Below are 13799 nucleotides of genomic sequence, written 5' to 3'. Positions count from 1 at the left end.
CAACCGTGCGTTACCGTGACGAAACGGACCCAGGGTGGGCCGTCGCACGCACATGAGGAACCAGGGAGAAGGCCATGGCCAGCAAGGCTGAGAAGATCGTCGCCGGGCTCGGCGGAATCGAGAACATCGAAGAGGTCGAGGGCTGCATCACGCGCCTCCGCACCGAGGTCATCGACCCGGGCAAGGTCGACGAGGCCGCGCTCAAGGCCGCCGGCGCGCACGGCGTCGTGAAGATGGGCACCGCGATCCAGGTCGTCATCGGCACCGACGCCGACCCGATCGCGGCCGACATCGAAGACATGATGTGACGACCGCCTGAACCCGTCCCCGCAGGCCCCGCCCACCCCGGGCGGGGCCTGCGGCGCACCCGGAAACCGGGACCCCAGGCACCCGATAGGCTCGGCGCCATGTCTCGTATCGACGGCCGCACCGCCGACCAGCTCCGTCCCGTCACCATCGAACGCGGATGGAGCAAGCACGCCGAAGGTTCCGTGCTCATCTCCTTCGGCGACACCAAAGTCTTCTGCACCGCCTCCGTCACCGAAGGCGTGCCGCGCTGGCGCAAGGGCAGCGGCGAGGGCTGGGTCACCGCCGAGTACTCGATGCTGCCCCGCTCCACCAACACCCGCGGCGACCGCGAATCCGTACGCGGCAAGATCGGCGGCCGGACCCACGAGATCAGCCGGCTCATCGGCCGCTCCCTGCGCGCCGTCATCGACTACAAGGCCCTCGGCGAGAACACCATCGTCCTGGACTGCGACGTCCTCCAGGCCGACGGCGGCACCCGCACCGCCGCCATCACCGGCGCCTACGTCGCCCTCGCCGACGCCGTCGCCTGGGCCCAGGGCAAGAAGATCATCAAGCCCGGCCGCAAGCCGCTGACCGGCACCGTCGCCGCCATCAGCGTCGGCATCGTCGACGGCACCCCGCTCCTCGACCTCTGCTACGAGGAGGACGTCCGCGCCGAGACCGACATGAACGTCGTCTGCACCGGCGACGGCCGCTTCGTGGAGGTCCAGGGCACCGCCGAGGCCGAACCCTTCGACCGTACGGAGCTGAACGCGCTGCTCGACCTCGCCACCGCCGGCTGCGTCGACCTCGCCCGGCTCCAGACCGAGGCACTGGCCACCACGCTCGGCGCCTGAGACGGCGAAACCGAGAAGGTAAAGAGGCAACCAAGTCCCGCCGAGCGGCGTCGATACGCATACGGGCGCACGGGTCGAACCGTGCGCCCGTCCGCGTATCCGCATCCCGGGGAGGGACCACACCATGCCCGCGCGCCACCGGCTCCACCGCACCGCACTGGCCGTCACGGCCGTACTGATCACCGCCACCGCGGCGGCGGGCTGCGGCGCCCTCGACAAGACGCTCGACTGCGTCCGCACCGCCGACGCCATCGCCACCAGCGTCGACAACCTCCGCCAGGCCGTGTCCAACGCCTCCAGCGACCCCACCCAGGCGTCCGAGGCCCTGGACCAGATCCAGGAGGAGCTGGGCAACCTCGGCGACAAGACGGACAACGCCGACCTCTCCGACGCCGTGGACGACCTCCGCTCCGGCGTCACCAACGTCCGCGACGCCATCGACAAGGGCGACGCCACCCCGGACATCAGCCCGGTCACCGACGCGGCCGGCGAGATCGCCAAGGTCTGCACCCCGTGACGCGCGGGCGTCCCCGGCGGCACGACGGCCGCCGGGGACACCCGGACCCGCTCACGACGAGGCGAGCCGCTTCCAGAACGCGTAGTGGTGGTCCGCCGCGAAGTCCGTCCGGCCGACGTTCCCGGACGCGAGGCGCTGCACGTACGCGTCGTCGTCCGTGAACCGCTGCCACGCCGGCAGCCCCGGGCCGCTCGTCCGGCCGCTGCTCGCGAACCGGCTCCAGTAGCCGACCACCGTGTCCGACAACTCCGCCTGCGCCGCGTCGAGCGGCTCGAAGAGCTCGTTCTCGAACAGGTAGGCGAGATCGATCATGTGGCCCGTGCCCAGCGAGAAGCTCGCCGGACGCGGCACGCCCCGGAAGTAAGGGGCCGACTTCTCGGCGAACTCGTACGCGTACACCGACGTGTGCCGCGCCAGCGCCCGCTGCGTGTCCAGCGCCGACGTCGACCAGTCCGCGTCCGTGAGCACCGCCGACAGCGCCGCCGCCGGAGCCGCATACCGCTCCACCGGATACTCGGCCAGCACCGCCGGGGCGTCCACCCCGAACCGGGCCGCCACCTTCTCCGCGTACCCCTCGGCGGTCAGCGGCTTCCCCGTCATGACCTCGTCCAGCCCGGCCAGCCCTGCCATCTCGTCGTGCGTCGAACCGTGCAGCACCGGCACCCGCGCGAACCGCCCCGCCGCGATCGCCCGCGCCGGCGCCTCCGGCACCACCTCACCGTCCACCACCGGCCGGTACCCGTCGTGACCGGACCCCGACGCGGCGACCAGGTCCTCCGTCGGCAGGGCCCGCAACCGGGAGTCGACATCCTCCGCGTCGCCGCCCAGGGCCGCCTCGACGACCGCCTCGCCCTGCTCCTCCGCCTCGGCCCTGGTGAACGAACCGTCCGGCCCGACGCACCCCGCGCTCTGCACGATCGCCTTGTGGAACAGCCCCCGCGCCCCCGGTGACACCAACTGCGCGCACACGCTGTAGCCCCCGCCCGACTGGCCCATGAGCGTCACGTTGTCCGGATCCCCGCCGAACGCACCCGCGTTGCGCGCCACCCACCGCAACGCGGCCTGCTGGTCCAGCAGCCCCAGGTTCGCCGGAGCGCGCAGACCGGGCGCCGACAGGAACCCGAACGCCCCCAGCCGGTAATTCACCGTCACCACCACCGCGCCCTGCCGCGCGGCCGCCAGCTTCGCCGCGCCGTAGCTCGCGCCGTCCCCGTAGGTGAAGCTCCCGCCGTGGAGCCACACGATCACCGGCCGGGGCCGTGCCGAGCGCTCGGCCGGCGTCGTGACATTCAGATACAGGCAGTCCTCGCTCCCGCCGCCGGCGATCGCGATGGGCTGGTCCGTCGGCTGTGCGCACGCGCTCCGCGGGGCCCGAGCGTCCAGGGTGTCGGACCACGGCAGGGCCTGCTGCGGCTTCTTCCACCGGCGCTCACCGGTGGGCGGGGCGGCGTACGGGATGCCCTGGAACGTCCGCACCGCACCGGCGACCGCTCCCCGCACAGGGCCTTCGGCGGTCACCACCCGGGTGGGAAGAGGACGCTCCGAGGCGTCGGCCACAGGTGCCAGGGCGGTCGTGGTGAGTGCCGCGCCGACGACGGATGCGGCGAGGGCGGTGACACGGGACTTCAGGGGACTCATGCGGACTCCAGAGTTCGACGTGGTCTTCGGTGCGCCAACGGGATCAACGTAGCGGGCAGTTGGGCAATCGTGCAATACGTTTGTGTAAGGCGAACGCGCAAAACGCCTGCGTCAGGCGTTCGCCTCGCTCCCTCGGGCGGCCCTAGGATGCGGCGCATGGGTATGGGAAACCGGGAGAAGCTGCTGGAAGCGGCCAGGAAGTGCCTCTTCGAGAAGGGGTACGAGCGCACCACCGTCCGCGACCTCGCCTCGGCGGCCGGCGTCAGCATGGCGGCCATCGGCTACCACTTCGGCTCCAAGGAGGCCCTGCTCAACCAGGCACTCTTCGAAGCGCTCGACTCGGGCGGCCGGGCCTTCGGACCGGCCGGGCGTCACGGCGGCCTCGCGGCGCTGTGGAGCGGCCTCATCGAGGCGTTCTCGGCAGACAAGACCTTCTGGCTGGCCAACCTCGAGACGATCCTGCGCGCCCAGCGCGACCCGGAGCTCCGCGAACAGGTCGCCTCAGGGCTGCGGCAGGGGCGCAGCGGCATGGCGCACGAGGTCACGGGGACACCCGAGGACGAACTCTCCGAGGAGACGGTGCGCACCCTCGGCTCCGTACAGCTCGCCCTGGTCGGCGGCCTGATGATGCAGCACATCACCGACCCGGAGTCGGCACCCACCGCCGGGGAGGTGCTGGCCGGCATCCGCGCGCTGGCCGCCGCCCTGCCCGACGAGGCGTGAGGGCGGGCCCGGCGATACTGGTCGCATGACCCGTCTCATCCTCGCCACCCGCAACGCCGGGAAGATCACCGAACTCCACGCGATCCTCGCCGACGCGGGCCTCACGCACGAGCTCGTCGGCGCCGACGCGTATCCGGAGGTCCCCGACGTCAAGGAGACCGGCGTCACCTTCGCCGAGAACGCCCTGCTCAAGGCCCACGCCCTCGCGCAGGCCACCGGCCATCCGGCGATCGCCGACGACTCCGGCCTCTGCGTGGACGTCCTCGGCGGCGCCCCCGGCATCTTCTCGGCCCGCTGGTCCGGCACCCACGGCAACGACCGCGCCAACCTGGACCTGCTGCTCGCCCAGCTCTCCGACATCGACGCCCCGCACCGCGCCGCCCACTTCGCCTGCGCCGCCGCGCTGGCCCTCCCGGACGGCACGGAACGCGTGGTCGAGGGCCGCCTCACCGGCACCCTCCGCCACACCCCCGCCGGCGGCTACGGCTTCGGCTACGACCCGATCCTCCAGCCCGACGGCGAGACCCGCACGTGCGCGGAACTGACCCCGGACGAGAAGAACGCGATCAGCCACCGGGGCAAGGCGTTCCGGGCGCTGGTGCCGGTGGTTCGGGAGCTGGTGGGCTGACCTGCCCCCGAACGCACAAACGGCCTGTACATCGAAGCTTCGATGTACAGGCCGTTTCGGTGCGGCGGAAGGGATTCGAACCCTCAAGCCGTTTCACGGGCCACAGATCCTAAGTCTGCTGTGTCGCCATTGCACCACCGCCGCTGGTCGCCTGCCATGGTACCGGCCGGGCCACCGGGCAGGTACCGCCTCAACTTGATCTCGTTGCGCGTGCGCCTCCCCGGCACCATGTGGAGGTGACCGCATGGCAGTTCGGGCACAGCAGCCGCAGGTTCTCGGCCCGATCGTCGTGCCAGTCGCCGTTGATGTGATCGACTTCGAGTGTCAGGCGCGCGCCCTGCCAGTGCGGGCCCGTGCCGCACGACGCGCAGGCCTCGGGTACGCCCGTCTCGGTCAGGGCGCGGCGGAGCAGCACTGTCTTCGTCCGTCTCGGACGGCTGTGCTTCACGAGGATCTCTGCAGCCGGCTTGAGAGGTGTCGGACCAGGTCGTCCCCGCTGGTGCCTCTGACCGAGAAGGTGCGAGGTCGAGAGCCCGCACTCACTGATCCACTCCCGCACGAGCGCTCGCTGGCGCGAGCTGTCCGGCCGGCCCAGCTTGCGGAGCAGCTCGGCGATGGACCGCGAGCTCTCCACCGCTTCGTGGAGCGCGGAGGTCGCCCTGTTGCTCATGCGGCACCGGCCTCGGCGCGACGCTTCTTCCCGCGGCCTCGATAGGTATCCGTCGCGGAGTGGCAGTTGGGACAGAGCAGCCGCAGATTCTCCGGTCGGTTGTCACGCCAGCTGCCGTTGATGTGGTCGACCTCCAGGGGGAGCGGCCGACCGAGCCAGGTCGGTTCGGTGGCGCAGCCGGCGCACCTTTCCACGAAACCGCATGCGAGCATCGCGGCCTTCAGCCGGGCACCGGGAAGGCGTCGGGCGTGTGGCGACTCGTCCTTGACGAGGAGCTGCTGAGGCGTGCGGCGTCGTTGCTTGATGCCGGCTCGCGAGGGCTGGGCGAAGTGGGAGGTGTCCAGGCCGTACGCCCTGATGCGGCGGCTGATATTCGTATGGTGCCCGCCGACGAGTTCGAGGCCGAGTCGCCTGAGCACCTCGTGCACGCTCGTCGATGCCGCTACGACGGGTTCGAGGACCTCTCTCGTCCAGCGTGCGCCCTCGCGCTCGAAGTGGCTGGTGTCCACCCCGAGCTTTCGCATGCGTTCCCTCAGATATGCCCGCGTACTGCTTCTGGGATCGACTCCGAGTCTGCGCAGGGCCTCGGACAAGGTCCGCGATCCGGCGGCGGCTTCCGAAAGCTGCTCGCGTGTGTATGGGCTCCTCGGCACGTTCCCCTCCGCATCCGGCCGCCCGTTCGCGGCCTCGTACGGAGTAACGAACCGATTACCGGAATGGCACGTCCGATATCCGACAAGATGCGGAACGGCCCGTACCGCCGAGGGGGAAGCGGTACGGGCCGTGACCGGGCGGGACGGTCAGAACTTCGGGTCCGGGGTCTGGGCGTGGACCAGTTCCTCCGCCTCCGCCGTCGTCTCCACCGACGGCGGGGAGCCCGCCAGGGGCTTGTTCGCCGTTTCCTTCATGCAGGCCACCGCGATCACGCCCACCAGGGCCGCCGCCATCGAGTAGTACGCCGGCATCAGGTTGGAGCCGGAGACGCTGATCAGGGCCGTGATCACCAGCGGAGTCGTACCGCCGAAGATCGACGCGGAGAGGTTGTAGCCCACCGAGAGGGAGCCGTAGCGGACGTTCGTCGGGAACAGGGCCGGGAGCGCCGCCGACATCGTGCCGAGCATGCAGACCAGGGAGAGGCCCAGGAGGAGCATGCCGATGATGATCGCCGGGATGCTGCCCTGGCGGATCAGGAGGAAGGACGGCAGCGAGCAGATCAGGAAGCCCAGCATGCCCGTCATCAGGAGCGGCTTGCGGCCGAAGCGGTCCGAGAGCTTGCCGACCTGGTTGATGATCAGCATCAGGAACACCATGACGCCGAGCAGGATCAGCAGGCCGTGCGTCTCGCTGTAGCCGAGCTCGTCGGAGAGGTACGTCGGCATGTACGACAGCAGCATGTAGTCGGTGATGTTGTACGCGCCGACCAGGCAGATGCAGAGGATCAGCGTGGGCCAGTAGTCGCGGAAGATCTTCGCGAGGTCGCCCTTCGCCGTCGTCTCGACGCTGTCCGCCGCCTCCGTGGCGTGCGCCGTGCCGCCCTCCAGCTTCTGGAAGGCCGGGGTCTCGTCCAGGCGCAGTCGCAGGTAGAGGCCGACCAGGCCGAGCGGGCCCGCGACCAGGAACGGTACGCGCCAGCCCCAGGATTCCATCTGGGCGTCGTTCAGCAGCGCGTACAGCAGCGTCACCAGCCCCGCGGCGCCCACGTAGCCGGCGAGCGTGCCGAACTCCAGGAAGCTGCCGAAGAAGCCGCGCCGCTTGTCGGGGGCGTACTCCGCGATGAAGGTCGAGGCGCCGCCGTACTCGCCGCCCGTCGAGAAGCCCTGGAGCATGCGGAAGAAGATCAGCAGGACCGCGGCCCAGACGCCGATCGTGGCGTGGGAGGGGATCAGGCCGATCGCGAAGGTGCCGGTCGCCATCAGGATCATCGTGAGGGCGAGGACCTTCTTGCGGCCGATCTTGTCGCCCATCGGCCCGAAGAACATGCCGCCGAGGGGGCGGACGAGGAAGGCGACCGCGAAGGTGGCGAACGAGGAGAGCAGCTGGGTCGTGTCGTTCCCGGACGGGAAGAACACGTGCCCGAGGGTGCCGGCGAGGTAGGAGTAGATGCCGAAGTCGAACCACTCCATGGCGTTGCCGAGCGAGGCGGCCTTGACCGCGCGCTTGACCGACTGGTCGTCCGTGATCGTGATGTCGGTGCGCCGCAGCTTGGGGTTCTGGCGCTTCCGGATGGCACGGAACAGCGCGGGGTGGCGTTTGACCGCTTCCGGGTCGGCCACCTGGTGGGGGTCGGAGGCCGCCATGGCCGGTTCCTTTCCTCGGCAACTGTTACAGGAAAGGCTTCTGCGCGGACATGGCGGCCGCAAACCGGTTCGGCGAAGGAATGGGATGTCCATCACATGATTTCGGCCATTTGGTCGAGTGGATGGCCCGTTTCGGACTGTTCCGCGTCGCTTGCGGACCCGCCCGTTCCGCCCCGCCGGATCTCAGATCTTGAGGTCCTTGATGATCTTGGCGACGTGGCCGGTGGCCTTCACGTTGTAGAACGCGTGGGCGACCTTCCCCTCCTCGTCCACCACGACCGTGGACCGGATGACACCCGTCACCGTTTTGCCGTAGAGCTTCTTCTCGCCGTACGCGCCGTACGCCTCAAGAGTCTCCTTGGCCGGATCGCCCACCAGTGTGACCTTGAGGTTCTCCTTGTCGCGGAACTTCGCGAGCTTCTCCGGCTTGTCCGGCGAGACCCCGATGACGTCGTAGCCGGCCTCGGCGAGCAGGTCGAGGTTGTCCGTGAAGTCGCACGCCTGCTTGGTGCAACCGGGGGTAAGCGCTGCGGGGTAGAAGTAGACGATGACCTTGCGGCCCTTGTGGTCCGCGAGCGAGACGTCGTTGCCGTCCGCGTCGGGCAGGGTGAAGGCGGGGGCGGTGTCGCCGGGAGTGAGGCGCTCGCTCATGGTTCTCCTCGTTGGTACGTGGGGTCTAAGGGACCGAGCGTAATGGGGGTGCCGCCGGGTGCGGATGCGGCGGAACTGACAGACTGTCGATGAAGGTTTACCGGACGAGGACCACGGAGGCGGCGCGGTGTCGGATGCCAGGACCCCTGCGCAGATCGAGGCGGACATCATCAGCAGGCGCGAGCAGCTTGCGGTGGTACTCGATGAGATCGGGGTGCGGGTGCACCCGAAGACGATCATCGGTGACGCGAAGGCCAGGGTCGCCGGGACCGTGGACCGGACGGCCGGCCGGGCGTACGTGGCGGTGAACCGGGCGGTGTCGGACGTGAAGGCCCAGTTCGTGTCGGAGACGGGCAGTCCCCGGCTGGAGCGCGTGATCCCGGTGGCGCTGCTGGCGGTGGGCGTGGTCGGCCTGGTCGTCGTCTCCTCGCGCCGCAAGCGCTGACCCCTCGTAGGCGGGCGGCCCGCCGCCCGGTAGGTTGCGGGGCGTGAGCGAGAACACCGACGACAAGCTGCCCATCCGGATGCTGCACGACCGAGTGCTGGTCCGGTCCGAGTCGCCCGAGGGCGAGCGGCGTTCCGGCGGGGGCATTCTGATTCCCGCGACGGCCGCGGTCGGCCGCCGTCTCTCGTGGGCCGTGGTGGTGGCGGTGGGGCAGAACGTACGGACGGTCGAGCCCGGGGACCGGGTGCTGTTCGACCCGGAGGACCGGGCGGAGGTCGAGGTGCGGGGCGTGGCGTACGTGCTGATGCGCGAGCGCGACCTGCACGCGGTGGCCGCGGACCGGTTCGAGGGCTCGGAGGATTCGACCGGTCTGTATCTGTAGACCCGTGGGCGAAGGGCCCGGTGACGGCTGTCACCGGGCCCTTCGCCCTTCTTTTGCTACGGTTGAGGTACCCGACGAGACGCGCCGTACCGGGTTTCGCAAAGACGACGCACCCGTGTTGTTCGCGTGTTCTGTCTCGTCGGAGGTGCTGTCGTGGCGTGGGTTCTGCTGGTCGTCGCCGGTCTGCTGGAAGTGGCCTGGTCGATCGGGATGAAATACACCGAGGGGTTCACCCGGCTGTGGCCGAGCGTGTTCACGGGCCTCGGAATCGTGGCGAGCATGATGCTGCTGTCGCATGCGGCCCGGACCCTGCCGATCGGTACGGCGTACGGAGTCTGGGTCGGGATCGGAGCGGCGGGTGCCGCGGTCCTGGGCATGGTGGTGCTGCACGAGCCGGTGACGGCGGCCCGGATCTTCTTCGTGTGCCTGCTGCTGGTGGCGGTGGTGGGGCTGAAGGCCACCTCGGGGCACTGAGCCCGGTCTCAGGGGCGGGGGCTGGGCGCCCGCGTGCCCCGGGGCCCGTCGAGGAAGCCGCCGATGTCGCCGCCCCCGGTGTCCCCGCCCCCGTCCCCGCCGTCCCCGCCGCCCGTGTCCGCCCCGCCGTCCGTGGTGCCGCCGTCGCCGGTGCCTCCGGCCGGGTTGTCCGTGGTGCCGGGGGCGGTCGGGGCCGAGGGGGTCCGGGACGGGGTGGTGGGCGGGGTGCGGCGGGGGCTGGCCGAGGGGTTGCGGCGGCCGGTGTCGCCGGGGGCGGTGTCCTCGGCGGTGGGCAGCGCGGTGTCGTCGGTGCCCTCCTCCACGTCGAGGTCGAAGTCCTGGACGGGGGTGCCCTTCAGCGCGGCCCCGGTGTAGTGGGCCCAGGTCTCGGCGGGGGCGCCGCCGCCGTTGATGCGGGGGAGCCCGAGCGCGCCGTAGAGGGACTTCTGGGCGCCGGTGGACGGGTCCTGGCCCATGACGGCGATGACGGTGGCGAGGCCGGGGGTGTAGCCGGCGAACCAGGCGGCCCGGTCCTCCTCGGCGGTGCCGGTCTTTCCGGCCGCGGGTCGGCCGGCGCCCCGGGCGGCCGTTCCGGTGCCGCCCTCGACGACGCTCCGGAGGATGGACGTGGTGGTGTCGGCGGCCTCGCGGCTGACGGCCTGCTTCACCGTACGGCGGGGCAGGGTGACGTCCTCGCCGTCCTTGGTGACCTTGCTGACCAGCACGTGGGCGCCGTGCTTGCCGTGGGCGGCGAGGGTGGCGTACGCCTCGGTCATGTCCAGGACGCTGGCGGTGGCGACGCCGAGTGCGATGGAGGGGGTGGGGGTGAGGTCGGCGGTGTCCTTGGGGATGCCGAGGGCGATGGCGGTCTGCCGGACCTTCTCGGGTCCGACGTCCTCGGCCATCTGGGCGTAGACGGCGTTGACGGACTTGTCGGTGGCGGTGGACACGGTGATGGGGCCGTAAGAGCGGTCGTCCTCGTTGGCCGGGTCGTAGCCGGTGGGTCCGTCGGGGCCTTCGACCATGCGCTTGTTGGTGCCGTCGTAGATGGTGCTGGGGGTGATGCGGCGGCCGTCCTGGGTGGTGGAGTCGTTGGCGACGGCCGAGGTGAAGACGAACGGCTTGAAGGTGGAGCCGACCTGGTAGTCGCGGCGGGTGGCGTTGTTGACGTACTGCCGGGTGTAGTCGACGCCGCCGTACATGGCGACGACGTGGCCGGTGGCGGGGTCGATGGAGGCGCCGCCGACGCGGACGTCGCGGTCGGCCGCGCGGTCGTCGTCGGTCTTGGACATGACCTTGTCCTCGACGGCTTCGACGAGGGCGTCCTGCTTCTTGCGCTGGAGCGTGGTGGTGATGCGGTAGCCGCGGGTGGCGAGGGTCTTCTCGTCCAGGATGTCGTTGTCGACGAGGTAGTCCTCGACGGCCTTGACGATGTAGCCGCGCTGTCCGGAGAGGCTGTTGGCGGGCTTGACGGGGCCGGGCACGGGGAAGGTCATCGCGGCGCGCTCGGCGGGGTCGAGCCACTTCTCCTTGACCATGCCGTCCAGCACGTAGTTCCAGCGGGCGACGGCGGCGGGCTTGTTCTCGGGGTAGGCGACGACGTCGTAGGCGCTGGGGGCGTTGAGCAGCGAGGCGAGGTACGCGCCCTGGGCGGTGGTGACGTCGCCGATGTCCTTGCCGTAGTACGCCTGGGCGGCGGCCTGGATGCCGTAGGCGTTGCGGCCGAAGTAGCTGGTGTTGAGGTAGCCCTCCAGGATCTGGTCCTTGGACTGTTCCCGGTTGAGCTTGATCGAGATGAAGAATTCCTTGATCTTGCGGACGACGGTCTGTTCCTGGCCCAGGTAGTAGTTCTTGACGTACTGCTGGGTGATGGTCGAACCGCCCTGCTTGCCCTTGCCGGTGAGGGTGTTCCAGCCGGCGCGGAACATCGCCTTCACGTCGACGGCGCGTTCGGAGTAGAAGTCGCGGTCCTCGGCGGCGAGGACGGCGTGCTGGACGGTGCGCGGGACCTGGGCCAGCTTGATGTTCTCGCGGTTGACGTCCCCGTCGCGGGCGATGACCGTGCCGTCGGCGTACAGGTAGACGTTCGACTGGGCGGTGGCGGTGGCGTTGGCCGGGGGGATGTCGACGAGCTGGTAGCCGGCGAAGAAGCCGCCGATGAGGATCAGGGCGAGGAGGAGGATGCCGCCGAGGACCATGCGCCAGGTGGGGATCAGCCGCCGCCAGCCGGTGCGCTTGGGGCGCTTGGGCTTCTTCGCGCCAGTGGCTTCGGCGGCCTCGCCTTCGGGGGCCGGTCCCGGGGCGGCGGCGTCGGCAGGCAGGTCCCTGGGGGTCCAGCCCGGCGGGTCGGTGTCCCCGTTCTGCTGCTGTGGCTCGTCGCTCATGTCGGTGCAGACTCCTCGGCCGCGGTCAGTTCCCCCATAGTGCCCTTTTCTGGCGCATATCCCTTGGATCGACGGCCGAAAAGCGCTCGCGGCGGCTGCCCCGGCTGGACTAGGCTCCTGCGCTTTGGTGTCCACGCACGGTGCGGCACCCGTTGACGGGGAGGCGGTTGCTGTGCGGGTCTACGCGGTGGTGGCGGCGGGCGGTTTCCGCCGTTACGCCACCTATCGGATCGAGACGGCGGCGGGGGTGTTCACCAACACCGTCTTCGGATTCATCCTCGCCTACACGTACATGGCGTTGTGGGACGAGCGGCCGCGGCTCGGCGGTTACGACATGCCGCAGGCCCTCACCTTCGTCTGGCTGGGCCAGGCGCTGCTGATGACCTGCGTGATGATGGGCGGCGGCTTCGAGGACGAGCTGATCGAGCGCATCCGCACGGGCGACATCGCGGTGGACCTGTACCGGCCGGTCGACCTCCAGCTGTGGTGGCTGGCGCAGGACTTGGGGCGGGCGGCCTTCCACCTGCTGGGGCGGGGCATCGTCCCGATGGTGCTCGGCGGGCTCGCGTTCGACCTGGCGCTGCCGGGGTCGGCGGGGCCGTGGCTGGCGTTCCTCGTCTCGGTGGCGCTGGGCGTGGTGGTGAGCTTCGCGATCCGCTATCTGGTGGCGCTGTCCGCCTTCTGGCTGATGGACGGGGCGGGCGCGGCGCAGATCGCCTTCCTGGCGGGGCTGTTCTTCTCGGGGATGCTGCTGCCGCTCAGCCTGTTCCCGGGGCTGCTGGGCGAGGTGGCGCGGCTGATGCCGTGGTCGGCGCTGCTCCAGGTGCCGGCGGACGTGTTCCTGGGCAAGCACACGGGCTGGGGGCTGGTGCGGGTGTACGTGTTCCAGGCGGCATGGGCCGCGGTGTTGCTGCTGGTGGGGCGGATGGTGCAGGGCGTGGCGACGCGGAGGGTGGTGGTCCAGGGTGGCTGAGGTGGCGGAGGCGGGTGTGCCGGAGGCGCCGGGGGCGGTGTTCGCCCCGCGCCCGCGGCTGGTGGAGGGGGTGCGGGCGTACGGGCTGATCGTGTCGATGTGGCTGCGTTCCACGATGGCGTACCGGGCGTCCTTCGTGATGACGGCGGTCGGCAACTTCACGGCGACGGCCTTCGACTTCGTGACGATCATGCTGATGTTCGCGCACGTCGACGCGCTGGGCGGCTACACGCTCCCGGAGATCGCCCTGCTGTACGGGGCCTCGGGGACGGCGTTCGGCCTGGCGGACCTGCTGATGGGGTCGATGGACCGGCTGGGCCGCCGGGTGCGCGACGGCACGCTGGACACGTTGCTGGTGCGGCCCGTCCCGGTCCTCGCGCAGGTGGCGGCCGACCGGTTCGCGCTGCGCAGGCTGGGGCGGATCACCCAGGGGCTGCTGGTCCTGGGCTACGGGCTGGTGGCGGCGGACATCGACTGGACCGTGGCGAAGGCGGTCCTGCTGCCGCTGATGCTGCTGAGCGGGGCGGTGATCTTCGGCGCGGTGTTCGTGGCGGGCGGGGCGTTCCAGTTCGTCGCGCAGGACGCCTCGCAGGTGCAGAACTCGTTCACGTACGGCGGCAACACGCTGCTCCAGTATCCGCCGACGATCTTCGCGAAGGACCTGGTGCGCGGGGTGACGTTCGTGGTTCCGCTGGCCTTCGTGAACTGGCTGCCGGCGCTGTACGTGCTGGGCCGCGAGCTGCCGTTGGGGCTGCCGGAGTGGGTGGCGTTCCTGCCGCCGGTGGTGGCCGCGGTCTGCGCGGCCGGGGCGGGTCTGGCGTGGCGGGCGGGGCTGCGGGCGTACCGGAGTACGGGAAGTTGACGGACGGAGA

Annotated in this window: 15 protein-coding genes, 1 tRNA gene and 1 riboswitch; of the genes, 10 read left to right on the top strand and 6 right to left on the bottom strand. The window is 70.5% G+C overall.

Going from position 1 to position 13799, the window contains the following annotated elements; all coding sequences use genetic code 11:
* Positions 1 to 74: 74 nt before the first annotated feature.
* From AB0L33_RS16260 to AB0L33_RS16250, 3 genes are all read left to right on the top strand, one after another.
* A complete protein-coding gene (locus AB0L33_RS16260) occupies positions 75 to 308 on the top strand; it encodes a glucose PTS transporter subunit EIIB (protein ID WP_093708643.1) in 234 nt (77 codons plus the stop codon).
* A 99-nt stretch (positions 309 to 407) separates the two neighbouring features.
* Positions 408 to 1145 (top strand): ribonuclease PH, encoded by a 738-nt coding sequence (gene rph / locus AB0L33_RS16255; RefSeq protein ID WP_365681822.1) that lies wholly within the window; start codon positions 408 to 410, stop codon positions 1143 to 1145.
* Positions 1146 to 1269: 124 nt separating this feature from the next.
* On the top strand, positions 1270 to 1662 hold the full coding sequence (locus AB0L33_RS16250) for a hypothetical protein (protein ID WP_365681820.1): 393 nt from the start codon (positions 1270 to 1272) through the stop codon (positions 1660 to 1662).
* A gap of 51 nt (positions 1663 to 1713) precedes the next feature.
* Here AB0L33_RS16250 and AB0L33_RS16245 read toward each other — a convergent pair whose 3' ends face one another.
* On the bottom strand, positions 1714 to 3300 hold the full coding sequence (locus tag AB0L33_RS16245) for a carboxylesterase family protein (RefSeq protein ID WP_365681819.1): 1587 nt from the start codon (positions 3298 to 3300) through the stop codon (positions 1714 to 1716).
* A 156-nt stretch (positions 3301 to 3456) separates the two neighbouring features.
* Between AB0L33_RS16245 and AB0L33_RS16240 the strand changes: the two genes are divergently transcribed.
* Positions 3457 to 4023, top strand: coding sequence for a TetR family transcriptional regulator (locus AB0L33_RS16240; RefSeq protein ID WP_365681817.1), 567 nt, complete (start codon positions 3457 to 3459; stop codon positions 4021 to 4023).
* Positions 4024 to 4048: 25 nt separating this feature from the next.
* Positions 4049 to 4651, top strand: coding sequence for an RdgB/HAM1 family non-canonical purine NTP pyrophosphatase (gene rdgB / locus AB0L33_RS16235; protein WP_136201948.1), 603 nt, complete (start codon positions 4049 to 4051; stop codon positions 4649 to 4651).
* Positions 4652 to 4711: 60 nt separating this feature from the next.
* On the opposite strand, the gene AB0L33_RS16230 is transcribed toward rdgB, so the two are convergent.
* The 4 genes from AB0L33_RS16230 to bcp all read right to left on the bottom strand — a co-directional run bounded on the left by AB0L33_RS16230 (position 4712) and on the right by bcp (position 8269).
* Positions 4712 to 4795 (bottom strand) — tRNA-Leu (locus AB0L33_RS16230).
* Positions 4796 to 5317: 522 nt separating this feature from the next.
* Positions 5318 to 5974 carry an HNH endonuclease gene (locus AB0L33_RS16225; RefSeq protein WP_365681814.1) on the bottom strand — a complete coding sequence of 219 codons (657 nt, stop codon included), beginning with the start codon at positions 5972 to 5974 and terminating at the stop codon, positions 5318 to 5320.
* A gap of 147 nt (positions 5975 to 6121) precedes the next feature.
* Positions 6122 to 7618 carry a glycine betaine/L-proline transporter ProP gene (proP, locus tag AB0L33_RS16220; RefSeq protein WP_365681812.1) on the bottom strand — a complete coding sequence of 499 codons (1497 nt, stop codon included), beginning with the start codon at positions 7616 to 7618 and terminating at the stop codon, positions 6122 to 6124.
* A gap of 183 nt (positions 7619 to 7801) precedes the next feature.
* A complete protein-coding gene (bcp, locus tag AB0L33_RS16215) occupies positions 7802 to 8269 on the bottom strand; it encodes a thioredoxin-dependent thiol peroxidase (protein ID WP_365681810.1) in 468 nt (155 codons plus the stop codon).
* A 127-nt stretch (positions 8270 to 8396) separates the two neighbouring features.
* Between bcp and AB0L33_RS16210 the strand changes: the two genes are divergently transcribed.
* The 3 genes from AB0L33_RS16210 (at position 8397) to AB0L33_RS16200 (ending at position 9570) form a co-directional block, all read left to right on the top strand.
* Positions 8397 to 8714, top strand: coding sequence for a DUF3618 domain-containing protein (locus tag AB0L33_RS16210; RefSeq protein WP_365681808.1), 318 nt, complete (start codon positions 8397 to 8399; stop codon positions 8712 to 8714).
* Between the two features lie 43 nt (positions 8715 to 8757).
* The gene (locus AB0L33_RS16205) at positions 8758 to 9096 is read left to right on the top strand and encodes a co-chaperone GroES (protein WP_365681806.1); all 339 of its coding nucleotides are present in this window, start codon (positions 8758 to 8760) and stop codon (positions 9094 to 9096) included.
* Positions 9097 to 9137: 41 nt separating this feature from the next.
* Positions 9138 to 9210: riboswitch (guanidine-III (ykkC-III) riboswitch) on the top strand.
* A 39-nt stretch (positions 9211 to 9249) separates the two neighbouring features.
* Positions 9250 to 9570, top strand: a complete 321-nt coding sequence (locus AB0L33_RS16200) for a multidrug efflux SMR transporter (RefSeq protein WP_018105629.1) — start codon at positions 9250 to 9252, stop codon at positions 9568 to 9570.
* 8 nt (positions 9571 to 9578) lie between these two features.
* Here AB0L33_RS16200 and AB0L33_RS16195 read toward each other — a convergent pair whose 3' ends face one another.
* Positions 9579 to 11954, bottom strand: a complete 2376-nt coding sequence (locus tag AB0L33_RS16195) for a transglycosylase domain-containing protein (protein WP_365681804.1) — start codon at positions 11952 to 11954, stop codon at positions 9579 to 9581.
* A gap of 172 nt (positions 11955 to 12126) precedes the next feature.
* Between AB0L33_RS16195 and AB0L33_RS16190 the strand changes: the two genes are divergently transcribed.
* Entirely contained in the window at positions 12127 to 12927 is an 801-nt protein-coding gene (locus tag AB0L33_RS16190; protein ID WP_365681802.1) for an ABC-2 family transporter protein, read from the top strand.
* Entirely contained in the window at positions 12920 to 13789 is an 870-nt protein-coding gene (locus AB0L33_RS16185; RefSeq protein WP_365681800.1) for an ABC transporter permease, read from the top strand. Before AB0L33_RS16190 ends, AB0L33_RS16185 begins: the two co-directional genes overlap by 8 nt.
* Positions 13790 to 13799 lie beyond the last annotated feature (10 nt).

The organism is Streptomyces sp. NPDC052299 (assembly GCF_040679335.1).
In the GTDB taxonomy this organism is placed as follows: Bacteria; Actinomycetota; Actinomycetes; order Streptomycetales; family Streptomycetaceae; genus Streptomyces.
Note: the sequence above shows the minus strand (reverse complement) of the source record. Positions and strands in the feature narration are given on the sequence as shown.